Below are 26828 nucleotides of genomic sequence, written 5' to 3'. Positions count from 1 at the left end.
TTCGGACCTTGTGAGGGTGCCCCCAGCAGAGCCGACGGCCGGATCTCCCGCCACCACGGTGAGGGACCTGCGGCCCCGGCTGATCCGCCTCGCCTACCAGTTGGTGGGTTCCGTCCCGGAGGCGGAGGACATCGTGCAGGAAGCGTTGTTGCGCTGGTATCAGGCCGGTCCGGACGGAATCGCCCAGCCGTGGTCCTGGCTGGCCAAGGTGGTGTGCCACCTCGGGCTGGACCACCTCCGGTCCGCGCGCCACCGCAGGGAACGGCCGACAGGCACCTGGCTACCGGTTCCTCCGGTGGCGCCGGAACCGGCCGACCCGGCCGAAGAGGTGGTGCTCGACGAGGCGATCGGCAGCGCCGTTCTGGTGCTGTTGGAGACGCTGACGCCCGCCCAGCGTGTGGTCTTCGTTCTGCACGAGGTGTTCGGCTGGCCGTTCACCACGATCGCCGAACTCCTCGGGCGGACGCCCCAGTCGTGCCGGCAGTTGGCGAGCAGGGCCCGGGCGAAGGTGCGCGGGGACCGTCCGCGCGCTCCGGTGGACGCCAAGGAACACCGCGCGGTGGTTTCGGCGTTCCGCGAAGCCTGTGTCCGCGGGGATGTCGACGCCCTGCTCCCTCTGCTGGACGACGCTGTCGTCGTGCGAAGCGACGGGGGAGCGGTCACCGCGGCGCGCCGTCCGATCCACGGGCGCGGACGCGTCGCCACCTATCTCAGCCGGGTTCTGGCGAAATGGGACGTGCGGCTGCGGTCGGCCATCGTCGGCGGTTCGCCGGGCATCGTGGTGATGTGTGCGGACGGCGGTGAGGACAGAGTGGTCGCGGTGGTCAGCGTCGTGGTGCGCCATTCACGCGTGAGCACTCTCGACATCCTGCTGGACCCGGCCAAACTCGCGCACCTGCCGGACGCGATGCCCGCCGGCGGACGAGCCCGGTCGCTCGCCCGTCGCGCCTGACCCGTCGGCGGGGGCCGGTCCTCCGGCTTGACCTTGAGCGCGCACCAGGTCCTAGCGTCGGAGGCGTTCGTCAGCCCTCGAGGTAGCGCCCGGTCCGCCGGGCAGGAGGAGTATCCGCGCATGATCACCCGAACCACGCTCGGCTCGCCCGGTCTCACCGTCAGCGCGATGGGCCTGGGGTGCATGGGGATGAGCGAGAGCTACGGCGCCGCCGACTGGGACGGCGGCCTTGCCACCATCGACCGGGCCCTGGAGCTGGGCATCACGTTCCTGGACACCGCCGACGCCTACGGCGCCGGGCACAACGAGGTGCTGGTGGGCCGGGCCGTCCACGGCCGCCGGGACCAGGTGCAGCTGGCCACCAAGTTCGGCATCGACCGCAGCGCCGGAGACCGGGCACGCCGCATCCGTGGTGCCCGGGACTACGTGCTGCGCGCCTGCGACGCCTCGCTGCTGCGGCTGGGCGTCGAGGTGATCGACCTGTACTACGCCCACCGCCCGCCCCAGGACGTGGAGATCGAGGAGACCGTCGGGGCGATGGCCGAGCTGGTCGAGGCGGGCAAGGTCCGCCATCTGGGCCTGTCCGAGGTCGACGGCGAGCTGCTGCGCCGGGCGCACGCGGTGCACCCGATCACCGCGGTGCAGAGCGAGTACTCGCTGTGGACCCGCGACGTCGAGGCGGTCACCCCGGTGATGGCCGAGCTGGGGGTCGGGTTGGTGCCGTACTCGCCGCTGGGGCGGGGGTTCCTGACCGGCACTCTGGACCGCTCCACGCTGGGAGAGAAGGACTTCCGGCGCACCAACCCGCGCTTCGCCGGCGAGGCGGGCGAGGCCAACGAGAAGATCGCGCGGACCGTGCGCGAGGTGGCCGGCCGGCTGGGTGCCACCCCGGCCCAGGTGGCGCTGGCCTGGGTGTACGCGCAGGCCGAGCGGCTCGGGGTGGCGGTGGCGACCATTCCGGGCACCCGCAGCCCGGCCCGGCTGGAGCAGAACGCGGCCGCGCTGGAGCTCACCCTGGACGCCGAGGCGCTGGCCGCGCTGGACCCGCTGAGCGACCAGGTGACGGGCGAGCGCTACGCCCCCGCGCACACCGCTGAGATCGCTCGCGGTTAGCCGGCGGGCTCCGGGGCGCCGTATCCGGGTGTTCGGTCATGACATCTTCTTCGAACACCGCGACGTATTTTTGCGCGGGCGGCCGATATCGGCGAGAAAGTTTCGAATAGAGCCGATCCTGCTGTCTTTTCCGTCGAAATTGATCAGGTTATCGGCGATAACCGTAACCGCGACCGAACAGTGCTTTCGAGCGGCGGTCGTTTCCCCGACACTGGGAGAATGTCCGCGCTTTCGCCGGAACCCCGCGACTACGTGGAATCGACGATCATCCGCGTTGTCCGGCGCGCGGATCGGTATATGGAGGCGGTGAACGATGTCCTGCGCCGGGGCGCTCTGCGTGAAGAGGAAAGCGTTCTGCTCGATCGCTTCGAGCGCCTGACCGCGATCGTCCTCGACCGCTACCATCCGCGGGGCACCCGTTTGCCCACCAACCTGGTGTTCGCCCAGCTTTACGACGCGCAGCGGGACGCGCCCGCCGACGAGTCCCGCCGGGCGACGATCGCCGCGCTGATGGCCGCCGAGGTCGAGTCACGCGGTCCGCTCCGGCAGACCCGGGAGCAGAACGCGCAACTCGCCGAACTGTTCGAGCGCATCGGCACCGCGTGCGAGGCGGACGGCCTGCTGCTGCACGCCGCGCTCGCCTTCGACCGGGCCGCCGACATCTACCTGCTGCTCAACCAGCACGTCAAACGCGACCATTGCCTTTTCGCCAAGGAACGCTGCCGTCATCACGCGGCCAGGCCGGGGTGGGAACGGGCGATGGCCGCCGTTTCGTCCGCGCTCTGCGGCTACGGCTACCAGCCCTATCGGCTGTTGTTGTGGGTACTGGCCCAATTGGTCGTGTTCGGTGTGGCCATCGCGCTGGCCGCACGCCGGCCGGTCGACGACAGCGTCTACATGGCGTTCGCCAACTATCTCAACCCACTCGGCAACGGTGACACCGCCTTGTTGCCCGGCCTGGCCCGGATCTTGCTGGTGATCGAAAGTTACACGGGATACGTGTCGTTGAGCGTGTTCTTCGCGTTGCTCGTCCGGCGCTGGTTCCGCACCTGACCGCTACCAGGCTGTGTTTCACAGTGCGCGCGATCGGATTTGGGCAGCCAGGCCGTGGCTTCGAGCCCGACCTTCACCGTCGCGGGCAGGCGGCCCGCCTCCCCAAATCCGAGGCCTTCGGGGCTCGCGCGCCTCTCCTCGCCTCAAGCGGAAACCGGACTTCGATACGCGTTCTAGTAGTCCGCGGTTTCCCGCTGCCGCGCCTGTTCGAGTGCCCGCAACGTCCGCAGCGCGACCAGATCGCGGATCTGGGCCACCTGCGCGCCCCACTGCCTGCCGAATCCGGGCTGTCGTTCCAGCTTGTCCCAGAGCGTCTGCATCGCCGGATGGACGTGCGCGCCGGGCATCCACAGATGCACCAGCCGTTCCACGACCGCGGCCAGGACGTCGGTCCGCGCGTCATCGCCGCGGGCCGCCTGGTCGATGGTGCTGCCGAGCGTGGTCAGCAACCAGTCGTGCAACGCCACGTCCTCGCAGAACCGTTGTGCCAGGCCGAGTTGGTCCGCCGCGACCACCACCTCGATCGTGCGCGACACCTCGTCCTCCAACCGCAGGCGCACCACCGGCTCGGTCAGGCCGTCCGCGCAGGCGGCGGTCCAGCGCACCCAGGTGGGACGGGCACGGATCGCGGTCGTGTGGTCGAGTTGTGGCCGCATCTGCACGACGTCGAGGAGGTATTCGGCGATCGCCCCGAGGTCGAGCACGCCGCCGGTGCCGCCGGTCCGGTGACCGAGCGCCAGTTGCCCGGCGTCCGCCTTGCCGATCACTTCGACGGTCCCCACCCGGCGCGCGTAGTGCGACCAGCCCTGCCGGATGTCGGACGCGGCCCGGGTCAGCGAGGCGTGCGCCGAAGCCTGCAGGACCACCCCGCCGGTGACCATCGCCCGCGAGACGACCGTCCCGATGCCACGGGCCTTGGCGGACGGTTCGCTCGCCAGCCGGCAGTCGACACCGACGGCCAGCCTGGGGGACACCGAAAGATTGACCGGACGGTCGGTGACCCGCACCCGCTTGCCGGGCTTGAGCCCGAGCAGTTCGCTGACGACCGCTTTCGGCAGTGGCCGGGAATTGTGCAGGAGGCAGGTGCGGATCTCGCCGAGAATGATCATTCAGCGTTCACTCACCGCGGGCTCGTCGCGCGCCGGATGATCGACGAACACGTGTGAGATCCGGTCCGTGACTTTCGCGGGCACGGTCAGCCCGGCCTCGCCACCCCGCGCGATCACCTGGCGGACCACGGCCTCGTCCAGTTCGAGGTGCTGGAGAATCACGTCGACCGCGTGCTCGATCTGCAGGTAGGTCTTCGGCAGGATGGACAGCGAGCGGAACGCCGCGAACGGCGCCGCGTGCCGGTTGAGCTGGATCACCGGCGGCAGGTCGTGCCAATCGTCCGGCCACGGCGCCTCGGTGTCCCATTGCTGTGGCTGGACCACCGGATCGCCGTAGTTGCGCAGCATGCCGAGCCGGAGCAACTGCCATACCGCGGCGAGAAAGGGACAGGACCACTGACGCCGGGTGGTCGGCGTGCCGCCGACGATGTCCGGTTTCTCCTTCCACAGTTCGATGTCGAGGAAGATCGAATGGTTGCGCTTGCCGAACTCCTCGGGCGGACGCCACGGCACCACCTGCATGGCCTGGTCCGAACCGGCGGGGGAGGAGCGTTCGCCGTTGCACAGCCAGCCGCTGGCCGACAGCGGTGGCCGGCCCCCGTCGGTGCCGGGCGGCGGCTCCGGCAGCAACATGGCCGCGGTGAGTCCGGCGACGTCGACGTCACCGGCCGCGCAACACCCGGCTTCCCGTGCCAGGTAGTCGATGGTGATGCCGGACCGCTCCGCGATGACGAGAAGTTTTTCGATGACTTCGCGGGGACACGTGTCGTTGCGGAAATAGTCGTCGATCAGGAAGCAGGTGCTGACCCGGGGCGTCTCGTTCCCGACCGCGCGCACCTGCGCCGAGGCTGCCGCCGTCGCGGCGGCGGCCCACGGCGCCACCTGCTCGAACTGGGCGCGGATCGAGCCGTCGCCACGGCGGAGGTCTTCCATGTAGAGGTGGCCGACCTCGATGGACAGGTGGGCGAGTGCGACGCCCTTGACCTTGTCCCGTTCGGTCGCTTCGGTGTACACGGCAGGATGCGGTGCGCTCATAGTCCTTCCCACACGACGGGGTTCATCAGCCGTTTGGCCAGGTCGCGGAAGGCCTCCACGGTACGAGCATTGGCGATCTCCTTCGACACGTCCACATCGGAGATCACTTGTTCACGCCATTGAAGGACCGGCTCCATCGGCGTTTCCCCGAGCAGCGCGCTGTTGCCGACCTTGTTCCGTTCGGCGAGCTTTTTCAGTTCTCCGTTGCAGGTGCTGAGCCAACTGGCCTGCGCCGCGGTGGTGGAGTTCGGATCGATGTCGAGGTCGGGCACGGCGGTGCGCACGAACCGGATGGAGTTGAGCAGCGGATCGCGGGCGTGCCCCGCGTCTACGGCGACCGCGAGCAGACCGCGGTCGCCGTAGACCAGTCCGCCCGCGGCCACGATGTGCTGCCGGGTCCACCGGTGGAACACCAGCCAGCGGGCGGTGATCGAGCGCAGCGCGGGCACCGCGGTCGCGCTGAGCGCCATCTGCACCGCGTGCGACCGGCCGGCGCTCAGGTCGACGACACAGATCTCGAACTCCCGGTCGAGCTTGCTGAACAGATCCGCGCAGCGCTTCACGTGCTCCGGCTGACTGGAGAACTCGGCACCGCCCCGGTCACCCGGGAACAACACCAGGCGCCCGGCCCGGGACTGGCGCGAACGCAGTTCCCGCCGGTCGGACATGCGCCAGATATCGGCCTGGTAGGGCGCGACCGTCCGCCCCTCGATGTAGGAGTGCAGCCCCTCGTCACCGGCTATTCCCCGCTCCAGCTTGGGAATCTCGAAGATCGCTCCGGCGGTCGGGGAGCCGAAGTCGAAGTCGAGATAGGCGACGTCGTGCTCCTGCGCGAGGTGGAAAGCGAGATTGCAGCCGGTGACCGAGCGGCCGGTGCCCCCCTTGTCGGAAACCGCGAAAACCAGCATGGTCAAAAGCTCCTGGCCGCGTCGTCGTGCCCGATGGCGATCTGGTCGAGTTTGAGCAGGGCGTCCACGGTCAGCGAGTGGGCCGTGCCCGGCCGCTCGCTGACCATGGCTCTCGCCCGGATGAGTTTGGCCTCGATCTCGCCGAGTTTGTTGCGTACCGCGGTCGTCGCGTCGGCGCCGAGCAGTTCCTGGTTCAGCAGGTGTTCGGCTTCGTTGAGCAGGTCATGGGTCCTGATGATCAGCGCCGCGCTGCGCAGCGGTTGTTCGGCGAACAGGCGAGCCGCCGCGACCAGCGCTTCGACCACTCGTTCGGTCAGATACCAGGACGGCGCTTCCTCGGGTTTTCGTTCCTCATAAGGGAAAAGGACCTCGGCGGGATCGTCCCACAACCCCGCCGCCGGGCCCCGGCTGATCTGGCGCCTGGCCAGATGCTCCATGGTCGTCTCGGCGAGGCGGAGCAGCCGGTTGCGAGCGGTCACGTTGGCCGACAGCCGGGCCGCCTGCAGCGTCCGCTTCAGCAACAGGGGCGCGAAATCAGCCACCGACCAGTACAGCTGGGGGCCGATCGTGTCGGTGCCGCCCAGCCGCATCTGGACCCCGGGTACGTGCATTCCGACGCTGCGGTCGGACTCCATCACCCGCCGGGTGATCCGGCCGCGCTGGGCCAGCGATTCGAACACCGACACGGCGCGGTTGAGGTCGTCGTCGGTGGCCTGCCGGTCCTGCAGATCCTGCACCAGCACCGCGGACACCAGGAGACTGAAGTAGTCGGACTCCTGGCCGTCGGAGGTGCGCCAGGGGATGTCCTCCAGCGGCCACTGCTGGTCACCGAACCGCGCGATGGCGGACCAGTACCGCTGGGTCAGCGTCCACCGGACCCGCAGCGCCTCGGCCAGCCGGACCTGGGCGTCGTTGAGCAGGCCGAGTTCGCCGGTGCGGGCGGACAACAGGTCGTTGATGCCGTCCAGCGCGACCACGGTCGAGTACAGGTAGGGCCGCGCGTCGGCGACACCGTCCTGGTCGCAGATCCGTGGGCGCACGGTGAGGCCGGCTTCGGCGAGGTTGATGTCGACCGGCTTGGCGCTGCGGGCCACTCCCCAGGTCCAGCCGCATTCGAAGAGCAGGTTGTCGTTGTCGAGGTCCACGGTTTCCCGGTCGATACCGATGCGCACGTCGTCCCGCAGGCGGGCGCGCAACCGGACCAGCCTGGTGCGCAGTTCGTCCAGCACGACGTGCTCGGGCGCGCCGGTCTGGTTGACCGTGCTGAGCATGACGGCGCCGACTTCGCTGTCCGGCTCGACGACCTGCACCGTGAAGCTCCGCAACAGGCCGATCATCGCCGAGGTCAGCCGTTTGCCGACCGCTCCCTGGAGGTCCTTCACCTTGGCTTTGAGGTCGGGCCTGCGGACCGACTGGCCGAAGACACCCAGAAAACCCAGCGCTCCCAGGCACAGCGTCACCGACAGCGAATACGAGTCGACCACGCCGAGTCTTCGCTGCTCCGCACTGAGCTGCGCCGCGCCGTCCGGGGCGCGGGCGGCGCTGTGCGTACGCAGATAGCTCCCGCCACCGAATTCCGGTTCACCGTCCTCGTCGGTGTAGCGGGCGATGTAGTCGGCGATCACGTCGACGACGACCTGGGGAATGCGGACGGGGTCGCCGAAATCCCTGAGCGCGTTGTGCACATCCGAAGCCATCGCGTCCGGCCGGTCGAGCGCGAGACTGGTCAGCTCGGTCGCCGGATAGAGCAGGCAGAGCAGTTGTTCGGCGTCGCTGACCGAATTGGGGTCCTCCCGGCCGCACCATTCCCACTCGCGGCCGGAGTACGCGGTGGCCGTCAGCGCCCGCCACACATCGAGGAGCTGTTGCCTCGGTTGAAGTCTCACTTTCGCCACCTCGGAAAAGCCGGTACCCCGTAAGCACGCCGCGCTGGGGACCGTTGCGTCGCGACGCCAGGACCCTACACGAAAAGCGGCGTTTCCTGGCGCAACGGAAGGCGGCGTGGATATCAGTATCGGCCGTGCGCGAGGGCATAAAAGCCCCCTCTCGGGTGACGGGCACGTCTTATCCGCGCGATCTCGTCGGCCGGGTCGTACCACTGGGGTCCGGATCGCTGCCCGCCATGGCCCGTCCGCAGGCGATGATCATACCCCGGTATCCGTCCCGGAGCGGTTTGCCGTCCGCCACGGTGCGCTGGATCAGCACACCGGCCGCGCGCCGGAAAAGACATCGGAGGACGTCATCGGCGCCGACCGCGATCGCGGGGAAACGGTTGTCGGCGACCTGATAGCCGGTGGAGTGTTGCATGAAGGCGATCGCGAAGGGCGCGCCCGGCCGCAGCACGCCGAGGAAGTGATCGACCGCCGCGACGAACTCGGCGTAGGCGGGTGTGATCGATTCCGCGACGAAGAACATCGTGCCGATATCCCATCGCCGATCGCTCCCGCTCAGCGCGAAGACGCTGCCCTCGACGACATCGGCGCATTTCGCGAGTTCGTGGCGCGGATTTCCGCCCAGCTCGCCGTAGGCCCTTCGCTCGCAGAGCAGGAGCCAGAACTTTTCCCAGACTTCCGCCCAGCTCGGCCAACCGTCGCATTGTTGCCCGACCAGCCAGTCGACATTCGCGCGGGAGTGTTCATAGAGGGTGAGACGGTCGCAGAACGGCAGCATCGCGAGTGCCGGGTACAAATTCGCGCCGGTACCGACGTCGATGCCGCGCCTGCCGGTTCGCACCGGATCACCGGCGAAGGCTTCGGCGAAGAAGTCCCGGACGAACGCGAGGGTTCGCCGGTCGTCCTCGTGCACGGTGGCATAGTTCTGCCGAAGGTAGTGTTCCGGATCGAAGGAGTCCCACGGGTAGTCGCCATTGCGCAGGTCCTCGGACGTCACCGTGCCCCCCACTGTGATCACCTGGTCGATCGGGCGGTGTCCCTCGGCGATTTTACCAATCCGGCCATAAGCAGGCGGAGACGTAACGATCGGCACGGCATCGTGAATTCGACAGGACCCGCGCCGTCCACGAAATGGGATTCGTTGACCGGCCTGCCGCTCCGCGCCTAGCGTCGAGAGACGAGGAGGTCCCCCTGCCGGCCGTCCTCGAACCGAAGGAGCACCGATGACCACCACCGAGACCGACGCCTTCACCGCCGAATGGCGGGCGTGGCATCGCGGCCGCGAGGAGAATCTGGCCGCGCCCCACGGGTTCCTGTCGATCACCAGTCTGCACTGGCTCGGCGCTGTTCCGGCACGGTTCCCGGATGCCCCGGGCGAATGGTCCACCGGCCCCGAGGGCGTGACGGTCGTGCTCGACGAGGGCACGGAACTGGTGATCGACGGCGAAGCGGTGCACGGGCGCCACTCGTTCGGCGTCATTCCCGAGCGCGGCGGGGTGAACGCGGTCTGGGGCGACGCGGTGATCGAAGTCGCCAAGCGAGGCGGGTATGACATCGTGCGGCCACGGCACCCGGACAACCCGTTACGCGTCGCCTTCGCCGGAACCCCCGCCTACGATCCTGACCCGAAGTGGGTGGTGACCGGTCGCTACGAACCGTTCGACCAGCCCGAACCGACCACGGTCGGCGCCGCCGTTGACGGGCTGGAGCACGTCTACGACGCACCGGGACGAATCCATTTCGCGATCGACGGGCGGGACCTGAGCCTGACGGCGTTTCCCGGGTACGCCCCCGGCAGTCTGTTGGTCCTCTTCACCGACGCCACGTCCGGGGTGACCACGTATGCGGCGAACCGGGCGCTGTGGCTGCCTCCGCCCGGCGCGGACGGCGCGGTCACCCTCGACTTCAACCGGGCGACCAACCTTCCGTGCGCCTACACCGATCTGGCGACGTGTCCCTTGCCCCCGGCGGAAAACCGGCTGCCGGTCGCGATCGAGGCCGGCGAACGGATTCCTTTCGAACGTCGCTGACCCCGTCGCGTTGGGCACCAAAGGTCCGCTACATCCGGAAACCGGCGGGCCCGCGTACCGTGGCGGCGGCCAGTTCCTTGACGCGGGCGGCGGAAACGGGGACGCCGGGCGCCGCCTGGACCCAGGCGACGAGCTCCAGGACGGTGAGGCCGGATGGCGGTTCTCCCACATACGGCAGGGCATAGAGCGGGGTGTTGGGTTCGCTGAGCCAGCTTTCCGCCAGCGTGCCGAGATCCACCGCGTCGAAGCCGAGGACGTCCAAGAGGTCGGTGACCTCTTTTTTGGCGGCCGGGTCGTCGCCGGACAGCGGCAGGGCGGTGCGGTCAGGGGCGCCCGCGGGGCGGAACAGGTCCAGCAGTTGCCTGGGACCGATGCAATGTAACGCCTTCACCACCTGGGCGCCGGTGAGGTGGCGTTGCACCAGTTGGCTGGAGGTCAGTTCGTCGTTGTCGAGTTCGGCGACTCGCCATTGGGCGTTGGGTGCGTAGTTCATCGGGTCGATCACGATCTTGCCGGCGAGTTCCGTCTGGGGCAGCGCCTGGTGGGCGGCCAGTGGTACGGCGGCGATGACCAGGTCGGCGTCGCGCGCCGTCTCGGCCGGAGTGGCCGCACGGGCCCGCGAGCCGAGCTCGGCGACGAAGTCGGTCAGCGTCTCCGGTCCGTGCGAGTTGCTCAGGATCACGTCGAGGCCGGCGTGGACCGCGAGGCGGGCGGCTCCCGCGCCGACCGTTCCGGTGCCGATGATCCCGAGTGTCGATGTGCTCACTTCTGTCTCTCCTGTCCGGGTTCGCCCACGCGGCGCCGCATCCGGCTTTGCTGGGTCTGCCTTCATCGCAGCGGAGCCGAGCTGCGCGAACAATGAGCAGAGGCGAACAGCAGCGATCACATCCTGTGATAGATCTGGAAGGGTGGAGCTGAGAGCCCTGGAATACTTCGTGACCGTGGCCAAGGCGCTTTTGATGCACACTTGGTGGCATGGGAGCTACGCAGCCACTTCGTGAGCGGGGTCGGACGCTGATCGAGCGTGACCCTGACCAGCTAGTTTGGGTGTTGTTGGCCCGTGAGTCGCGGGTGTCGGCGGGGCGGGACACGCCGGGTGGGTGAGGGTCAGGTCGATTATCAGCTCAGTGACCTTCGTGTGTTCGTGGGGAAGGTCGGGGGCCGAGTTGATCGGGAGGTACCGGAGCCGAACGTGTCCTCGTTCAAGCGGCGGCGGGTGATGTTGCCGGATGGCACCTACGGCTATCGGGTGGTGCGGCCTGATTGGGAGGCCATTCTGACCGCGTTGCGGCGGGGTGAGTGCAACGCGTTGGCGGTGGTGGATATCGACCGGGCGGACCCGTGACCCGCGTATTCTGGAAGACCTGATCGACGCCGTGGAACTGTACGGCGTGTATGTGGTCAGCATGACGGGCAAACATTGACCTGTCCACCGATGCGGGGATCTCGGCCGCCCGGAACCTGGTCAATCAGCGCAACGCCGAATCGCGGAATACGTCACGTCGTGTCATCGACGGGAAACGGCGCGCGGCGAGCGCCGGAAAGAATCACGGCGGTCCCAATCGCGCGTTCGGGTGGCGCAAGGATCGGCCCACGCTGAACAAGCGGGAGTCGGCACATATCCGTAAGGCGCTTCCGCGTATCCTTGCGGGGGTGAGCCCGCTGACGCTTGCCCGTGAGTGGAATGATCGTGGAATCCCGACGGTGACGGGTGGGCGTGGCGGGCGGCCACGCTCCGGAATATGTTTCTCCGGCCCCGTATGTGTGGAATGGCGGTCTATCGCGGTGAAGTCCTGAAGGATGACGCCGGAAATCCCGTTCGGGGTAGTTGGGAGCCGGTCCTGACCGATGATGAGTATGCGGAAGTCGTGCGCGCGTGGGCGCCGGTCGACCAGTCCGAGCATTCCCGGGTGGGCGGTAAGTGGCGCGGCTACCGCACCAATCACCTGTTGTCGCCGTTCGTGCGGTGCGGGAAATGCAACGCCCGTATGGTGGGCTCGCGTCGGCGTGATCCCCGGTCCGGTAATTTGGTGGAGATCTACCGGTGCCCGGGGAAAGGGCAGGGTGGGTGCGGCGGTATCGCGCGGGTGGCCGCACCGATTGACGCCTATGTGAAGGCGCTGGTGATCGCGGAGCAGCAGAAGATTCAGTTGCGCCACCGTCTCCACCCGCGCGCCGTGCCGGAGCATCGCCTCCTCCAGCGCAAAACCGAACTCCCGTTCCCGTAACCGTTCCGCCCGCCGGATCTCGCGCGGCATGTGCTCCTCCGGCGCGAACCCGGACGGGAACGCCGCATCCAACCGCACATCCAACTCGGTGTAACCACGCCTGAACATGACCTTAACTCCTTGTCTCCTGAACGTTTCCGAGTGATAACATCCCCCGGCCCGGGCGGGCCGACCCCAACGGCGCGGCCCGCCCGAGACCACAGTGGACCCGCCTGTCTACGCGCTACCGTCCGGCAGCCCGATCCCGGCGGGATCGGTACCGGGCTCGCCCGTGGCGGTCGGCAAGATTCGCGCGAGCGTCCCGGCGGGGAACATGCGACGGTGCCCGGCGCACAACCTCCACTGCCCGCTCTTCTTCACCGTGCTGTGCGTGATCACCGCCGCCGGAAGGTCACAGTGCCCCTTCCAATGGCTGCCCGGCCACCGCCGCTCACACCCCTCATGCCGACACGTCGTACCGCGACGCGTGTGGGACAGCGTGTTCCCGTGCTCCGGGCACAACCGGCCCCAGGGCCACTCGCACAACGACTCGTCGTTCGCCAGCTCGGCGTACGCGGCCTCTTCCCGCTCGATACGGTCCATCAGCGCCCGCGCCCGGCGCGACACCTTCGCACAACGGCGTCCGCCTCACACTCCTGCGGCGCGTACCCCTGCTCCGTCAGCAACTCCACCGCGCGCTGCCACGCCAACGCCGCGTGAATCACCTCGTCATCGGTGTCGTCGTTCCACACCGCCGGGTAAGGCAGGTGCTCGAAATCCTCCATTTCCCCACCCTCGGCCCAGCCGTCGCCGTCCTGGTTGTCGTAGTCCTCACCTGTGGTCTCAGGCATGAGAAGATCCTTTTCGTTGTCTGGGCAAGGCACGACCGCCTCACCGTGGATGCGCTCCCACGAATCGAACATGATCGACACCCCGGCCTCATCGTCGAAAAAAGCCACACAACCGGCCGCACAAGAAATCAGCGAAGACACTCGTCCGCACCGGGATTCAGTTGTGACACAAGGAAAATCGCCGGAAACTGGCCAGCGAACCAATCAGCAACAGGGGTAAGACTCCGCCACCGTTGCGGGCCACCGGGACTCAGACACTCGCGGCCTCTCAAGGATCATCGCGAGCCGGTACAACCAGTGGAACCCAGAACCAACAACCCACCCGCAGGCCCCGCACACCCTCCCTTCCCACTCACGGCGCCCACCGGGTAAACCATCCAGCTCTAGACCCTCGAAGAGAGCGCGACAACACCGCTCAAGGCAAGTCAATGTGACGTTGACCACAAAATCTGCAAACGGTGTCCCCTTGACATCACCGGGTCGAGTGGTCGCTGAGCTCATAGCTCGTGCTCCGCGTGATGTCCTTCGGGGTAGTTGTTCGTGTCATCATGTGAGTCGTGCCCGCAGACGCACCGACCATTCTGGCAGCTTCGATGGGTTTCAACCGTGCGCGTGACCCGTGGGAGCCGGGACCGATCTTCCGGTTCGCGTTCGAACTCGCTGGAAGCCCAGCGCACCCGAAGGCATGCTTCGTTTCGACCGGAACAGGCGACCGGCAGCAAAGCGTCGACCACTTCTATGCCGCGTTCGCCGATACTGACGTGCGCCCGTCGCATCTGGCGCTGTTCGACAAGCCCAACGTCGAGGACATCCGCGAGCATCTGCTTGACCAGGACGTGGTTTGGGTGGATCGAGGCAGTCTTGCCAACCTGCTGGCGGTGTGGCGGGTGCACGAACTCGACCGCGTCATGCGTGAGTGCTGGCAGGCCGGCGTCGTGCTCGGCGGTGAGTCGGCCGGATCCTTGTGCTGGCACAGCGGCGGGACGACGGACTCGTTCGGTCCGGTGCGGTGCCTCGATGACGGTCTCCGCTTCCTGCCGTACTCCAATGCGGTGCACTACGCGGACCGGCGCGAACTGCACCTCGGGCTGATCGCCCGGGGCGAGTTACCGGACGGCTATGCCACCGACGCCGGAGCGGGGCTGTACTTCCGAGACACGGAGTTCATCGAGGCGGTAGCCGATCGCTCGGGAGCGAAGGCTTACTGGCTCGAACGACAACCGGACGGCACCGCCCGCGAAGCGGTGATCGAACCGCGACGGCTCAAGCGCTGAATGGTGGTGCACTCCTGACAGCGTGGATTACTTCCCGCACATCGGCTCGGCTACGCCAGTAGTCGAGGACAGGCAGCGTTCGGCGCAACTCGGCGTAGGCGGACAGCGAGCCGACCGCCCTCACCGACTCCAACGCGTCCAAGGTCAGACGGCAGGCGTCCGCTGGCTGGCCAGCATTGGCATAGGCGCGGGCGAGCTTGGCGCGGGTAATGGTCGCTGTCCGCAATGACGCCTTGGCCAGCTTGTTCAGGCGTGGTTCCAGCGTAACAATCGGCTGCTGACTGCGACCCAGATAGATTTCGCAGGTGGTCTGGAAGATGGTGTAGAGGTCGTCGCTGACGACACTGCGTTGCCCGAGAGCGGCCTCGTCCTCGCGAGTTGGCGCGCTCAACAGCGACATCGCCTCGTCGAGAGCGCGAGCGCTCGCGTCGCGTTGCCTGGCCAAGGCATACCCGAACGCCATTTGCTTGGCCGCCAACCCTTTGACGCGGGGCGGCGCATCCGGCAGATACAAGGCGTGCTCGGCGTTGTCGACCGCGCTACGGCCGTCGCTGGTGAAGCTGATGGCCATCATGGAGCGACGCACGAAGGTGTAGGCGACCATTGGTGTCCAGGCGATCATTTGCGCCCACTCGGCTGCTCGGTCAGTCCAGTACAGGGCGCCTTCAGCGTCCCCCGCTTCTTCACAGAGCCAGCTCAAGCACTCCGCATAGCGGGCCTGCATGACCGTGTACGGGCGCTGATCGCGGTGGGTCAACCGACGACGTAGGGCGTCCAGAACTGCGACCTCGCCGGTCACGCCGTCGATAAGCCGTGAGGGCGGCAACACTCGTGCGGCAGCCTGGAACCCCTCGAAAGCCCTCTGGAAACGCGCCAGCGTCTCGGAACCCGGGTCCACGTTACGCATCGCCTGTTCAAGGGGCGATGACACTGCGCTGCTGAGCGCACCGATCCCCAGGCCGGCCAGTAGCGCACGACGTGAAATCGGCACCGCGACACCTCCTCCCGGCAACTGCACCACGAGCAGGTCATCCGTGGCGGTTACCCCGCTTGCTACCGGTTCACGCGTGCCCCGAAGTAAGGCCGCAATGGTGCCACCCGTTTCGTAGACGCTATCCAACCGCTCTGCCAGCCAGGGGTACAACTGGCGGTTCCCTGTCTCCACGTACGAGATCAGGGATTCAGCACAACCTACCCGACGGGCAACGGCGGCCAGCGTGAGCTTGCGCGCCGTACGCAGCTCACGCAAGACGGTGCCTAACCCCAGGTCACCCGGCATCTCAAACCCCTTGACAGCTCTTCACAACCGGTCCGGACAACTCGACCCGAACAGTCAAACACAGGAACCTGTTTTCAGGTACCCGGCGCTGGGTGACCGACCGTTCCGGATAGGACCATGAGCGTTTGCACTCTGTCCATTCCCGCTCGTGGTGCATTAATCCTCAGCGCCGGGTGCCGTTCCAAATAGCGACGAGACACGAGCGGGCGGGACGATATGAGCATCCGGTTGACGGAGCAGGAGACGAAGGGACCGAAGCCAGGTTCCGTGGCGTATGGCTACCTCCGAATGGCTGAACCTGACGAAGCTGAGATCTCACGACTTCGGTCGCGTCTCGGCACCTACTGCCAGCAGCGGGGTTACCGACTGGTGACGGTGTTTTGCGACCGCGAAGTACAGCACACCGAACTGGCCCGCGCTGGATTCACCGGGCTGTTCGACGCCGTCAGCGCGGACGAGAGCGGGTCAGTTGTGGTGCTGGTACCGGAGAAGGAGCACCTATCTCGCGATGAACTGGTCCGTAAAAGCCTCGAACAATCTATCCGGGTCGCGGGTGGTCAACTCGTCACCACAGACGAAATCAACGGTCACAAGCCAAAGATCAGGAGGAGCGCATGTTGAGCCTCATGGTCGATCTCGGAGAAGTGGCGGGCTCGGTACTCACCCTTATTCTCGTGGGTTTTTTCGTGGTCATACCAGCATTTCAGGATGCTGACCTGCCAAAGAAACACCACCCAACTGTGACCGGACGGCCTCACGAACGGGGGCGGGGATCGTGAAACAAGACGAACTGGAACTCATTGCCGAGCTGGCTGTCCTCGCTCGCGATACCACTTCCTTTGTCGCTGATGCGGTGGTCTCGGATCAACAAGGCCGGGGATACCCACACTGGCCGGAGAGGAAGCGCGTCTCGGAGAACGCCTGAGCGGATTCGGTCAGCGATTGCAGGCCAGGCTGACGGACGCAACGGCCGAGGGCACGCCTGAAACGGTCGAACTCGTCAAGGCAATGCGGGCAGTCAACGGTCACACGGAAGCTGTGGCCGCTGGGTTGTTCGCGGGACGGCTCTCAGCGGAGAGACAGCACGAGTTCGCGGAGTTGCTGAGTTCGCTGAGCGAGCTGCTGCATAAACACGCCGTCGAACATGGCCCGTTCGCTGACGTGGGCGGGTCGCCGCATGCGGAGAGAGTGACAGGCCCGTGTTCGCCCCTGTGACCCATTGGCTGTTGCTGGCTGCTGTGTTTCTCGGGCTGCCTCTGGTGTGGGTAGGCGGACTGGTCATACACCAGCGGCGGACGGTCGCCAGGTTGCGAAACGGCGAACAGTCGGTGGAAGCGATCGCAGCGCGGGTCATGCGGCAACGGGCTGAGCAAACTGACAACCTCCGACCGTACACGCGGCGACTCGCAGGGCTGGCCGGTCTGCCACTGGGGTGGGTATGGCCCGAACGGGATTGGGACGAGCAGGAGTCGTCGGCTGAATCTCCCAGGCCGCGGCCCTACTTGCAGCATTCGAAAATGAGGAAAAAATTGGTTCTGGCGCACGGTACAGGCGAGCTATCCGCGTCGCCTGCCGAGTATGCGCAGTCACATAAAGCGGAACTGGACTGGCGCCGTGCCAGCCAAACCAGGCCGAGCCGCTAACAAATACGCGACAAAGCAACGGGGGTATGTCGGTTTCCATGGAGTCCGCTCCGAATATTGCCTTTGCCGGACTAACCGCCGCCGGAAAGACGACGCATGCAAAGCGACTGGCAGCAGAACTTGGCTACGACTACGTGTCAGCTACCGAAATCCTGCTGGAGATCTTAGGTATCGAAGACGCCAGCGATCAAGTCTGGTTCACGCGCCTTGAGGAGATCCAATCTGTCCGAGGGACCGGTGCCATCGATGCTGAACTTGAGGAACGTCTCGTGTCCTTGAGTCGCACGCGACAAAGGACGGTATTTGACACCTGGGCACTCGCATGGATCGGCGACGATCCAATGGTGCGCATTTGGATAGAGTCTGATCTCGAATCGCGGGTCCGGAAATGCGTTGTATCGCGTGGACGCAAGCGGATATCTCCCGACACCGCAAAGAAGTTGATTCAGGAGAAAGACGAATTTAACCGTACCATGTTCCGAACGCGACACGATTTCGACCTGTTCACCGATAGGGACCGCTATAACGCAGTCCTCTGCAACAGTCACCTAATACCGGTCGCCACGGCGGCGGCTGCAAATTCGGGAATCCAGTCATTCGCGCCCATCGTCTACGCAGCAGCAGTATGCGTCATGAGGGCGAACGAATCCAGCGCCCGAATCCTCCAACAGGTCAACCCGCAAGCCGTTCAGCGCATAACGGCCTCGATCGATTCTTTTTGGGACAACGGCCACGAGCTAAGCAATTCTCGCGAACCCTAAAGGTAGAGTACCGGAACGCAGGAGGTGCAGTGTATAGCCTGCTTCATTGTCACTTCGAGTCTGCACTCAGGGCGTTGGCGCTCGTCAAGCCGGGCAGGCTTCAATGCGTGCGAGCAATATACGATTCGCGCTCATATCGGTGTGCTACACCAGCCGAAAGACTCACATTGCTCTGGCAGCAAGTGCTAAGCCTCACCGAGGGTGAAGATATATTCGGTGAAGGAACATTCCGCCAGATCATTCGGCGCCTGCTGGATGACGCAAGGGCCTCTCGCGTTGAACACATTGACTTGCGTGTCGGGCCATCAACAGGGCGATGGAGATGGATGCGCAGCGCCGCAGACGGTCTCACAATCTTTCGCGAAGAGTTGAGCCGATACGATGGCCTAACGGTATCCTTCCTCGCCGGGATCAATATGACGAAGTCCGAGGAGCAACTCGACGCAATATTCGATGTGCTCTCCGACGGAGAAGTGGCGGACAGGATTGCAGGTATTGACCTCAACTTCCTGCCTGGCGATCTGCCTAAATTCAACCGTTATCTTCACCTCATTCGAGGTCTTCAAAGTAGCGGCCTTGGAGTCAATATCCACCTCGGCGAATTGTTCGACAATGACGTTTCGCGGTACGTCCTGGCGAACATCGTGCCCGATCGCATCGGTCACGGCGTGCTTCTTCTCCAGGATCCAGCCTTGATCGACATTGTGAAGTCTCACGGGATTTGCCTGGACATGTGCCCTACCAGTAATACCGTGCTGGGTGTGGTGAATTGGAAATGCGAGAGTCCAGCAAGGCGTGCTCTTCGGCTCGGCATCCCGGTTTCCATCAATACCGATGATCCAGTGCTGTTCGGTACGAACATCGAGCGCGAAATCCGCCTTGCGCGGCTCACGGACGAAGAGCGCGACTCAGTAGTCGCCTACAGCAGGAAATTCCGATATGACGAATCGTAACATGACGCTTCACGTCCTCTATGGAGTGCCGTGCGTAGGAAAGTCAACAACCGCTGTTGCGTTCGCATACCATCACAACATAAGGACCGTGATTCATACCGACTACATCAGGGAGATGCAAAGGGGGTTCGTTACTCCGGAGCAGGTGCCAGCGCTCCACAAAGTCAGCCATAACGCCTGGGAGCTTCACGGATCGCCGACCGAAGAAAACGTGGTAGCGGGTTTTGTGGAGCATGCCAATGCGGTAGCGCGCGGAGTAAGGATTGTCATCGGGAAGCTGGGTCGCGACGGGTTTGATGCCATGGTTGAGGGAGCGCACTTTCACAGCGGCATAATAGACGACATTCGCGCTGAGAACGTCGACACCGATGTGCAGCCGACATTGCTTACCGTCAGCACTGCCGATGAGTTGCGCAAACTTATCAATAGCAAGGAAGCGGAGCGCGCGCCGGGAGGAGACCGCAAGAAGTGGCGGGAGAGTATTCCAGCGATGCTCACGATACAAGACTTTTTAATTTCCGACGCCCATGCTCATGGTATTCGTGTCGCCGTGGCCGATGAATGGAGAAGTCAATGGGATTCGGCGAAATCGCATTACTCGATCTAGACCACGTCGTGATGAACGATGGCCGGATATACCGCGTCGTTGGAAACCTGGATAGTCGGACACGCTTCCTCGGTTACAACGTTTACTCGCCCAGTAGCGAGGGCGACAGAGTATATCGAGGCCGGAGGTACAGGAAGAACTTCATCGAGGATGATGATTTGCCGGTCGATGTCCTGGACGCCTACGAACTCGTTTCCGTTAAGGAAATCCGCGAGCATCATGACCCTATAGAGTCAGCCAGGATGGAAAGTGCCACCTTCGCGTCAACGATATGGTTCGACCTTTACGCGGAACTTGTCCGCATCTTTGGCCGCGAGTCGGTAGGTATTTTTGGTTCCGCGATGTTCGGGCTGCACCTGACGTCCGGCGGTGAGGTCCGCAAGGATGTCGATTTTGTCATACAAGGAATCGCGAACGTAGAAGTGCTCCGACAGCAGATTTCGACGATTCGAGAGAAGCTCGGATTTACTGAAATAACAACGGAAAGGCAGCTCCGCCAGTATGCGCGGTACCAGAAGGTCTTTCGGAACAAAAACAACTCGATCCGGTCCATCGTTGCGCGACGATGGACCAGTCTTCAACTTTCCGAGCGAGTAGTGACCACCATTCGGTTACGCGATCCCGCACTCACGGTTCCCCTCGAACTGGTGACACCGTTGGGAGAGGACTCTCATGACGTGGTGGTGTCCGGTCGAGTAAGCGAGGCCGATGGAAGTAATCTCTTCCCGAGAAAGTTCAGCGTGATAACCGAGGGCGGGAGCATGGATGTGTACATCCTATGGTGGAAGTTCAGTACCCCGGTGCGCAACGAAGACACGATAACGGTGTGTGGTAGCGTCGTCACCGTTGACGGCAATACTGTTGTACGTTTGACAAATTTTACTCGGCACTGGCTGAGGATCGAAGAGTGAACCCCAACCTTGGAAGGATTTCAGTGATAGACCGTATCTCGCTGATCACAGGCAACGAAGGCAAGGCTCGCGAGTACGCTGCCCTACTCGGTATTGAGGTCAGCGCACTCAAGGAAGACCTCATCGAAATTCAGTCTCTCGATGTCGTGGAAGTCGTGAAACGGAAAGTCGAGGATGCGTACTCGAAACTGCAACGCCCTGTCTTGGTCGACGACACTGGCCTTGTCCTCAATGCCTGGAACGGTCTGCCCGGCGCGTTGGTCGCATGGTTCCTTTCCTCGGTGGGCGCTCAGGGCATCCTCGATATGGCCTCAGAAGTCGCCGACCGCAGCGCCACAGTCACGACGGCACTCGGCTACGCGGACACCAATGGCGTCCGCGTCTTCACCGGCACGTTGGAGGGAACGCTGACTACCGAGCGGCGCGGTGACGGCGGGTTCGGCTACGACTCGATTTTCGTACCTGCCGGTACGGATCTCACCTTTGCCGAGATGTCGAGCGAGCAGAAGAACGCGATCTCACATCGACGGTTGGCGGTCGAGGAACTACAAAAGGGCGTCGGCATCTCCAACCGCTGACAACCCGCCTCAGCAGGGCGCTGCTGTCGGTCCGCCCGTCACGAGCCGACAGCAGCGACACCGGTTCTCCGACGATCTGAGCGCGCGCCCCGCCCTCGCCTTGACGTCAACCGGGTACAGCCTTGGTGTGGACCGCCTCGCCGTACGGCGTCCGGGCATAGTGCTCGACTGGCCAACGGGCCGACACGGCAGAATGTAGGTGGGGCGGACCCCTGTCCGAGTGACCGTTTTTCCCTTCTGTCGGTTGACTGGGACGGACCTGGGAGGAGACATGACGGATCTGAGCAGGCCAGCGCTGGATCTAGAGCGCATTAGAAAATTCGTGGTTGTCGCCGAGGAACTGCACTTCGGCCGCGCCGCGGAACGGCTGCGGATCGTGCAGTCGGCGGTGAGCCAGCAGATCAGCCGGCTCGAGCGTGAGCTCGGCGTGCGGCTGCTCGACCGGACCTCCCGCAGGGTGGGGCTCACTCCGGCCGGCGAGCGCGTGCTCGCCGCGGCCCGGGACACCCTCGCCGCGGCGGCCCGGGTGCGGGTGGTGGCGGGGGATCGTGCGACGGTGCTGCGGATCGGTGTGGCGTCCTGCGTCACCGAGCGGCTCGACCGCGCGCTGGCTCGCCTGCGCGAAGGGGAACGCCCCGTCGAGCCGGAACTGGTCGACCTTCCGGTGGCCGCGCGTCTGGACGCCGTGCGTAACGGTGAACTTGACCTGGCGCTGGTCCGCGGTGCGGTCACGCCGACCGGGATGAGGGTGGTAAGAGCGTGGTCGGAGCCCTTGCACGCGGTGGTTTCCCGCGAACACCTCGCCGCCGGCAAACCCGCGATCAGCCCGCACGACCTCGATCCGCACGGCCTGCGGCTGCCCGCCCGCGAAAGTGATCCGGCGATGTACGACGCGATTCTCGCCACCCTGACCGTGGCGCCACGGCGGCGGCCTGCCGGGGACCTGCTCAACGTGCTGTTCGAAGTGGCCCGGGATCCCGGTGGCTGGACGCTGATGCCGGCCGAGCAGCTTTCGGGATCCCGGTCCGAGCGGGTAGTCCACCTACCGCTCGACCCGCCGGTCACCATCGACGGCCACGTTGTCACCTCACTTGCCACACCGGGACCGTGTGCGGCCTCCTATGCGGCCGCACTCGCGGACTGAGGGCCGGGCGCGGGACATCTCGTTAGCCGGCGATTTTGTCCAGTTCGGCCAGATCCTCGTCGCCGAGTGAGAGTCCCGCGCCGGCGATGTTTTCGCGCAGGTGCGCGGTCGATGAGGTGCCGGGGATGAGCAGGATGTTGGGGGACCGCTGGAGCAGCCAGGCCAGGGCGACGGACATCGGTGTCGTGTCCAGGCGGGCGGCGACGGCCGACAGTGCCGAGGACTGGAGCGGGGTGAAGCCGCCGAGCGGGAAGAAGGGCACGTAGGCGATGTTCTTCTCGGCGAGTTCGTCGATGAGTTCGTCGTCGTGGCGGTGGGCGAGGTTGTACATGTTCTGCACGCAGACGATCGGTGCGATGGCTTGTGCCTCGGTGATCTGCTCCGGTGTGGCGTTGCTGACTCCGAGGTGGCGGATCAGGCCTTGGCGCTGAAGGTCGACGAGGGTTTCGAACGCCTCGGCGACCGGTTCGGGTTGGGGGCCTTCGGCATTGCCGAGGCGGAGGTTGACCAGGTCGAGCACCTCGAGTCCGAGGGTTTCCAGGTTTTCGTGAACGGCCCGGCGCAGGTCATCGGGCCTGCGGGCGGGGGGCCAGCCGCCCCGCTCGTCGCGGATCGCGCCGACTTTGGTCGCGATGCGCAGGGATTCGGGATAGGGGTGCAGCGCTTCGCGGATCAGCTGGTTGGTGATGCGGGGGCCGTAGGCGTCGGCGGTGTCGATGTGGGTGATGCCGAGCTCGACGGCCTCGCGCAGGACGGCCAGTGCGCCGTCGTGGTCGGCGGGTGGGCCCATGACCCAGGGGCCGGCCAGTTGCATGGCGCCGTAGCCGAACCGGGTGACCGTGAGGTCGCCCAGGGTCCAGGTGCCGCCGGGAAGGGATGGGGACAACGTGCTCAACCTTCGGCCTTTCAGGGTTTACCGGTGCTGGTGCCGAACGGCACCTTGCTTCAGTATTGGCTGGTAACGTTCCATCGGGAAGTAGGCACTTCAAAGTGCGTAACACACCCACGGGGAGGAGCCGGTCGATGGCCACGAGGACGGCGGCCCGGAAGAGGGCGGAGACCAAGGCGGACTACAACGCTTTCCTGGCGGTGTGTCCCAGTCACAAGTTGCTCGAGCGGATCTCGGGCAAGTGGGTCACGCTGATCCTCGCCGCGCTCGGTGGTGGCGGTTCGCCTCGGCCGGGTGACGACTGCACCGGTGAGCCTCGGGCGATGCGGTACTCGGAGCTGTCGCGTCTGCTGGCCGGTGTCAGCCAGAAGATGCTTACGCAGACACTGCGGTCCCTGGAGCGGGACGGCCTCCTCACGCGCACCGCGACGCCCACGGTGCCCGTCACGGTCTCTTACGAGCTGACCGACCTCGGGCTGTCCCTGCACCACACGATGCGAGGCCTCAAAACCTGGGCCGAAACGCATATGGACGAGGTACTCGCCAACCGTGCGACGAACGACGATCACATCGGCACCTGAACGGTGGGCGGCTGTCCTGATTATGAACGGCGGGGTTCCTGTGTGGATGCCCGCTCGCCGATAGCCCGTAAGCATCCGGCCGCCGGCTCACTCGTGTGCGGACAGCGGCGGTGGACCTGCCTGAAGCCGTGCGTGCGCCTCCTGCGGGGTTCGTCGTCCGAGGCCGTCCCGGTCGACCAGCAGCACGCCTTCACCGCACATGTGCGGCAACGGAGAACGGCGAGCCGCGGTCTCGCGTTCGACGCAGGCAGCGAACGACTCGCGGGTGTGGCAGAACACGGTTCATCTACCTCCTCGCGATCGCGCGTCACTCCGGCCACGGCGACCTCCTCCGCGAGCAGATCAAGTATCCCGCATCCACTGCAGACGTTTCGCAACAGCCATAATCGGTTCCCCGGGGAATCAGCCCGCGGTCGTGTTGTAGTTGACGATGCGCTCCACCATGAGGGCAACCGCGCCGGGCAGTGGGCTGTCCGCCTCTTTTCGTACCACGTCGGGTAACCGGTGCGCCTCCTCTTCGGCGACTGCCACCATGCCCCACAACGCGTTGAAGCCCGAGGGATCCGCCGGCTTTTCGGCGGCCGCCTCGACCTTCGCGACGCCGTCCCTCTCGGCCACGGTCAGCGCGCCCATCTGCCGCAGCACGTCGGGATCCCGCTCTTCGGCGGCCACGACGCTCCAGTCCGCCCTTCCCAGCTGCCGCACCGCGGTGAGAAGACTGCCCGTGCCGGTGACGACGATGTCAGGGAGGACAAGGGCCACCGGTCCCTGTGTCATCGGCAGGGCCGACCGGATGGCCCCGTCGAGCCCCGATGCGAACGATTCGTCCTGGTAGACGAAGACGATCTGGAAGGTCCCGGCGTAGCGCGCGAGATAGGCCACGGTGTCCAGCTTGTGGGTTCTGAACACGACGACGAGACGCACGTTGAGCCCGCTTTCGGCCAGTTCGACGACGGCCTCCAGACTGCGGTCCAGCACCGTGACCCCGGGCGCCAGACAGTGCAACTCCTTCGCGTAGGGCGCGCCGAAGCGCGTTCCGAATCCGGCGCAGGGCAGGACGATCGAAACATCAGGGATGGGCACGAACGAACTATGCATCGACCGGTCCCCGGGTTGTGCGTCCATCGAGCGCAATTTGCGCGAATTCGCGCGCGATGGGGCGCAATGGGCGTTCCCCGCTGCCCGTGAAGGCAGCGCCGAGCCGGAACCACCACCGGACGCGTACCGTCGGATCCCCCACGGCAAGGAAAGAGGGCGGGGAATGCGGGTTCTGTTGTCGACGTACGGGACGCGTGGTGATGTCGAACCACTGGTGGCACTCGCGGTGCGGCTACAGGCGCTCGATGTCCAGGTGCGCATGTGCGTCCCGCCGGACGAGGAGTTCGCGCGGCGGTTGGAAAGTCTGGGGATACCGGTGGTGCCGGCCGGGCCACCGGTGCGGGAGTTGATGCGCGGGCCGACGCCGCCGTCGGCGGGGGAGTTGTCGCGATACCGCGACGAGTTGGTCGCCGCACAGTTCGGCATTCTCCCCACGGCGGCCGAGGGATGTGACGCGCTGGTGGCGGCCGGCCTGGGACAGATCGCCGCCCGGTCCGTGGCGGAAGCGGCCGGCCTCCAGTACGTGTACGTGAGCTATTCGGCGGTCAACCTGCCCTCGCCGCACCATGCGCCGCCACCGCGGACGGGCTGGCCGGAGCCGCCGGTGAGCGACCACCGGACGTTGTGGGAAATGGACGCGCACAACGTGAACACGCAGTTCGCCGAGGCGCTCAACCACCACCGGGCATCGATGGGCCTGCCACCGGTGGACAACGTGCGCGATCACGTGTACTCCGGCCGGCCGTGGCTGGCGGCGGATCCGGTCCTGGGTCCGTGTCCGGAGACCCCGGGCTTCGACGTGGTCCAGACCGGTGCCTGGACCCTGCCGGACGAACGCCCGCTCCCGGCCGAGTTGGTGGCGTTCCTGGACGCCGGCGCGCCGCCGGTCTATGTGGGCTTCGGCAGCATGCGCCCGTCACCGGACATCGGCCACACGGCCGTCGAGGCGATCCGCGCACAAGGCCGGCGCATACTCGTCTCCCGTGGTTGGGCGGACCTGGAACTCGTCGACGAGCGAGACGACGTCTTCGCCATGGGGGAGGTCAACCATCAGCGGTTGTTCGCTCGCGTGGCCGCCGTGGTGCACCACGGCGGCGCGGGCACGACGCTGACGGCCGCCCGGGCGGGCGTGCCGCAAGTGGTGATCCCTCTCCCGGTGTCGGACAACCCGTACTGGGCAGGCCGGGTGGCAGACCTGGATGTCGGCGTGGCACTTCTTGGTCCGGCTCCGACCGTCGAGTCCCTGAGCGTCGCGTTCGACACGGCGCTGGCACCCGAGACCCAGGCGCGGGCCAGGGCTCTGGGCGCCAGGCTCCGCACCGACGGAGCGACGGTCGCAGCGGCGCGACTGGTCGGTGCCCTCCGCTAAACGAGGCCGCTATCGCTGCCGGGCCTTGCGCTCGACGAGTGCGGTCACGCGGTGGTCGACCAGCCGTCGCATGGCGAGCGAGGTGGTGGTGCGCTCCACGCCGTCGATCGCGAGAACGAGGCCGGCGATGCGGTAGAGATCGTCGGCGTCCTGGGCGACGACATGAACCAGCAGGTCTCTTTCGCCTGTCATACCAAGGACTTCGACGACCTCGGGCACTTTCGCCAGTCCGTCGGCGACCGGAGTGAGCCGGCTTTGCACCACCGTGACGTTCAGGTAGGCGGTGAGCGGGTAGCCGAGCGCCGCCGGGTCGATCCGTCGCTCGACGCTGCCGAGCACGCCGCTTTCTTCGAGCCGGGTCAGCCGGGCCTGCACCGTGTTGCGGGAAAGGCCCGCGCGTTCGGCGAGCGCCACAGCGGTACCACGCGGGTCTTCGATCAGGGCGAGCAGCAGCCGTGCGTCGATGGCGTCGATCGGTGCCGGCCTGCCGCGGTTCGCGTCGCTTCGTCGAGCAGGGTGCATCTTGCTCACCTCCATAGGAATCCATAGCGCCAGAACGTGCAAGTTGCACACCGACACAGCGACCCGTTG

General features: G+C 65.8%; 29 protein-coding genes and 1 pseudogene. 17 read left to right on the top strand and 13 right to left on the bottom strand.

Annotation, left to right across the window (positions count from 1 at the left end):
• Positions 1–16 precede the first annotated feature (16 nt).
• From sigJ to ACFSXZ_RS05280, 3 genes are all read left to right on the top strand, one after another.
• Positions 17–952 (top strand): RNA polymerase sigma factor SigJ, encoded by a 936-nt coding sequence (gene sigJ / locus ACFSXZ_RS05290; protein ID WP_378261799.1) that lies wholly within the window; start codon positions 17–19, stop codon positions 950–952.
• Between the two features lie 120 nt (positions 953–1072).
• Entirely contained in the window at positions 1073–2065 is a 993-nt protein-coding gene (locus ACFSXZ_RS05285; RefSeq protein ID WP_378261797.1) for an aldo/keto reductase, read from the top strand.
• 219 nt (positions 2066–2284) lie between these two features.
• Positions 2285–3118 (top strand): hypothetical protein, encoded by an 834-nt coding sequence (locus tag ACFSXZ_RS05280; protein WP_378261795.1) that lies wholly within the window; start codon positions 2285–2287, stop codon positions 3116–3118.
• A 173-nt stretch (positions 3119–3291) separates the two neighbouring features.
• Here ACFSXZ_RS05280 and ACFSXZ_RS05275 read toward each other — a convergent pair whose 3' ends face one another.
• The 5 genes from ACFSXZ_RS05275 to ACFSXZ_RS05255 all read right to left on the bottom strand — a co-directional run bounded on the left by ACFSXZ_RS05275 (position 3292) and on the right by ACFSXZ_RS05255 (position 9080).
• On the bottom strand, positions 3292–4227 hold the full coding sequence (locus tag ACFSXZ_RS05275) for an SCO2521 family protein (RefSeq protein WP_378261792.1): 936 nt from the start codon (positions 4225–4227) through the stop codon (positions 3292–3294).
• Positions 4228–5262, bottom strand: coding sequence for an SCO2522 family protein (locus tag ACFSXZ_RS05270; protein WP_378261790.1), 1035 nt, complete (start codon positions 5260–5262; stop codon positions 4228–4230).
• A complete protein-coding gene (locus tag ACFSXZ_RS05265) occupies positions 5259–6170 on the bottom strand; it encodes an SCO2523 family variant P-loop protein (RefSeq protein ID WP_378261788.1) in 912 nt (303 codons plus the stop codon). Before ACFSXZ_RS05265 ends, ACFSXZ_RS05270 begins: the two co-directional genes overlap by 4 nt.
• Before the next feature lie 2 nt (positions 6171–6172).
• A complete protein-coding gene (locus ACFSXZ_RS05260; RefSeq protein WP_378261786.1) occupies positions 6173–8056 on the bottom strand; it encodes an SCO2524 family protein in 1884 nt (627 codons plus the stop codon).
• A gap of 178 nt (positions 8057–8234) precedes the next feature.
• The gene (locus ACFSXZ_RS05255) at positions 8235–9080 is read right to left on the bottom strand and encodes an SCO2525 family SAM-dependent methyltransferase (RefSeq protein ID WP_378261784.1); all 846 of its coding nucleotides are present in this window, start codon (positions 9078–9080) and stop codon (positions 8235–8237) included.
• A gap of 205 nt (positions 9081–9285) precedes the next feature.
• Between ACFSXZ_RS05255 and ACFSXZ_RS05250 the strand changes: the two genes are divergently transcribed.
• Positions 9286–10092 (top strand): DUF1684 domain-containing protein, encoded by an 807-nt coding sequence (locus ACFSXZ_RS05250; RefSeq protein ID WP_378261782.1) that lies wholly within the window; start codon positions 9286–9288, stop codon positions 10090–10092.
• A gap of 28 nt (positions 10093–10120) precedes the next feature.
• Here ACFSXZ_RS05250 and ACFSXZ_RS05245 read toward each other — a convergent pair whose 3' ends face one another.
• On the bottom strand, positions 10121–10924 hold the full coding sequence (locus ACFSXZ_RS05245) for an NADPH-dependent F420 reductase (protein ID WP_378261780.1): 804 nt from the start codon (positions 10922–10924) through the stop codon (positions 10121–10123).
• A gap of 360 nt (positions 10925–11284) precedes the next feature.
• On the opposite strand from ACFSXZ_RS05245, the gene ACFSXZ_RS05240 reads away from it, so the two are divergent.
• The 3 genes and pseudogenes from ACFSXZ_RS05240 to ACFSXZ_RS05230 all read left to right on the top strand — a co-directional run bounded on the left by ACFSXZ_RS05240 (position 11285) and on the right by ACFSXZ_RS05230 (position 12320).
• On the top strand, positions 11285–11437 hold the full coding sequence (locus ACFSXZ_RS05240) for a hypothetical protein (RefSeq protein WP_378261778.1): 153 nt from the start codon (positions 11285–11287) through the stop codon (positions 11435–11437).
• 382 nt (positions 11438–11819) lie between these two features.
• Positions 11820–11948: pseudogene (locus ACFSXZ_RS05235) on the top strand (hypothetical protein); the annotation flags it as partial.
• Between the two features lie 12 nt (positions 11949–11960).
• Positions 11961–12320: a recombinase zinc beta ribbon domain-containing protein gene (locus ACFSXZ_RS05230; RefSeq protein ID WP_378262767.1), complete on the top strand. Its 360-nt coding sequence runs from the start codon at positions 11961–11963 to the stop codon at positions 12318–12320.
• 216 nt (positions 12321–12536) lie between these two features.
• Here the strand turns inward: ACFSXZ_RS05230 and ACFSXZ_RS05225 are convergent, their stop codons facing one another.
• Complete coding sequence (locus tag ACFSXZ_RS05225; RefSeq protein WP_378261776.1) at positions 12537–12902, bottom strand: hypothetical protein; 366 nt, start codon at positions 12900–12902, stop codon at positions 12537–12539.
• Entirely contained in the window at positions 12902–13291 is a 390-nt protein-coding gene (locus ACFSXZ_RS05220; RefSeq protein ID WP_378261774.1) for a hypothetical protein, read from the bottom strand. Before ACFSXZ_RS05220 ends, ACFSXZ_RS05225 begins: the two co-directional genes overlap by 1 nt.
• A gap of 416 nt (positions 13292–13707) precedes the next feature.
• Here ACFSXZ_RS05220 and ACFSXZ_RS05215 point away from each other — a divergent pair, with 416 nt between their 5' ends.
• Entirely contained in the window at positions 13708–14424 is a 717-nt protein-coding gene (locus ACFSXZ_RS05215; RefSeq protein WP_378261772.1) for a Type 1 glutamine amidotransferase-like domain-containing protein, read from the top strand.
• On the opposite strand, the gene ACFSXZ_RS05210 is transcribed toward ACFSXZ_RS05215, so the two are convergent.
• Entirely contained in the window at positions 14414–15703 is a 1290-nt protein-coding gene (locus tag ACFSXZ_RS05210; RefSeq protein ID WP_378261770.1) for a helix-turn-helix domain-containing protein, read from the bottom strand. The genes ACFSXZ_RS05215 and ACFSXZ_RS05210 overlap by 11 nt on opposite strands.
• 216 nt (positions 15704–15919) lie before the next feature.
• Here ACFSXZ_RS05210 and ACFSXZ_RS05205 point away from each other — a divergent pair, with 216 nt between their 5' ends.
• The 7 genes from ACFSXZ_RS05205 to ACFSXZ_RS05175 all read left to right on the top strand — a co-directional run bounded on the left by ACFSXZ_RS05205 (position 15920) and on the right by ACFSXZ_RS05175 (position 22300).
• Positions 15920–16324, top strand: coding sequence for a recombinase family protein (locus tag ACFSXZ_RS05205; RefSeq protein ID WP_378261768.1), 405 nt, complete (start codon positions 15920–15922; stop codon positions 16322–16324).
• A gap of 1048 nt (positions 16325–17372) precedes the next feature.
• Positions 17373–18107: a cytidylate kinase-like family protein gene (locus tag ACFSXZ_RS05200; RefSeq protein ID WP_378261766.1), complete on the top strand. Its 735-nt coding sequence runs from the start codon at positions 17373–17375 to the stop codon at positions 18105–18107.
• A 29-nt stretch (positions 18108–18136) separates the two neighbouring features.
• Positions 18137–19060 (top strand): hypothetical protein, encoded by a 924-nt coding sequence (locus tag ACFSXZ_RS05195; protein WP_378261764.1) that lies wholly within the window; start codon positions 18137–18139, stop codon positions 19058–19060.
• Positions 19061–19148: 88 nt separating this feature from the next.
• Positions 19149–19667 carry a hypothetical protein gene (locus ACFSXZ_RS05190; RefSeq protein WP_378261762.1) on the top strand — a complete coding sequence of 173 codons (519 nt, stop codon included), beginning with the start codon at positions 19149–19151 and terminating at the stop codon, positions 19665–19667.
• On the top strand, positions 19634–20578 hold the full coding sequence (locus tag ACFSXZ_RS05185) for a hypothetical protein (protein WP_378261760.1): 945 nt from the start codon (positions 19634–19636) through the stop codon (positions 20576–20578). Before ACFSXZ_RS05190 ends, ACFSXZ_RS05185 begins: the two co-directional genes overlap by 34 nt.
• A complete protein-coding gene (gene rdgB / locus ACFSXZ_RS05180) occupies positions 20575–21156 on the top strand; it encodes an RdgB/HAM1 family non-canonical purine NTP pyrophosphatase (RefSeq protein WP_378261758.1) in 582 nt (193 codons plus the stop codon). The genes ACFSXZ_RS05185 and rdgB overlap by 4 nt, the downstream gene beginning before the upstream one ends.
• 271 nt (positions 21157–21427) lie before the next feature.
• On the top strand, positions 21428–22300 hold the full coding sequence (locus ACFSXZ_RS05175; protein WP_378261756.1) for a LysR family transcriptional regulator: 873 nt from the start codon (positions 21428–21430) through the stop codon (positions 22298–22300).
• Positions 22301–22322: 22 nt separating this feature from the next.
• On the opposite strand, the gene ACFSXZ_RS05170 is transcribed toward ACFSXZ_RS05175, so the two are convergent.
• A complete protein-coding gene (locus tag ACFSXZ_RS05170; protein ID WP_378261754.1) occupies positions 22323–23186 on the bottom strand; it encodes an aldo/keto reductase family oxidoreductase in 864 nt (287 codons plus the stop codon).
• A 137-nt stretch (positions 23187–23323) separates the two neighbouring features.
• Here ACFSXZ_RS05170 and ACFSXZ_RS05165 point away from each other — a divergent pair, with 137 nt between their 5' ends.
• Entirely contained in the window at positions 23324–23770 is a 447-nt protein-coding gene (locus ACFSXZ_RS05165; protein WP_378261752.1) for a winged helix-turn-helix transcriptional regulator, read from the top strand.
• Positions 23771–23857: 87 nt separating this feature from the next.
• Here ACFSXZ_RS05165 and ACFSXZ_RS05160 read toward each other — a convergent pair whose 3' ends face one another.
• Both ACFSXZ_RS05160 and ACFSXZ_RS05155 read right to left on the bottom strand, forming a co-directional pair.
• A complete protein-coding gene (locus tag ACFSXZ_RS05160) occupies positions 23858–24049 on the bottom strand; it encodes a hypothetical protein (protein ID WP_378261750.1) in 192 nt (63 codons plus the stop codon).
• 123 nt (positions 24050–24172) lie between these two features.
• Positions 24173–24853 carry a hypothetical protein gene (locus tag ACFSXZ_RS05155; RefSeq protein WP_378261748.1) on the bottom strand — a complete coding sequence of 227 codons (681 nt, stop codon included), beginning with the start codon at positions 24851–24853 and terminating at the stop codon, positions 24173–24175.
• A gap of 178 nt (positions 24854–25031) precedes the next feature.
• Between ACFSXZ_RS05155 and ACFSXZ_RS05150 the strand changes: the two genes are divergently transcribed.
• Positions 25032–26237, top strand: a complete 1206-nt coding sequence (locus ACFSXZ_RS05150) for a glycosyltransferase (RefSeq protein ID WP_378261746.1) — start codon at positions 25032–25034, stop codon at positions 26235–26237.
• A 9-nt stretch (positions 26238–26246) separates the two neighbouring features.
• Here ACFSXZ_RS05150 and ACFSXZ_RS05145 read toward each other — a convergent pair whose 3' ends face one another.
• A complete protein-coding gene (locus ACFSXZ_RS05145; RefSeq protein ID WP_378261744.1) occupies positions 26247–26759 on the bottom strand; it encodes an Lrp/AsnC family transcriptional regulator in 513 nt (170 codons plus the stop codon).
• Positions 26760–26828 lie beyond the last annotated feature (69 nt).

Origin of the sequence: Amycolatopsis pigmentata (assembly GCF_042684065.1) — a bacterium.
Taxonomy (GTDB): domain Bacteria; phylum Actinomycetota; class Actinomycetes; order Mycobacteriales; family Pseudonocardiaceae; genus Amycolatopsis_E; species Amycolatopsis_E pigmentata.
Note: the sequence above shows the minus strand (reverse complement) of the source record. Positions and strands in the feature narration are given on the sequence as shown.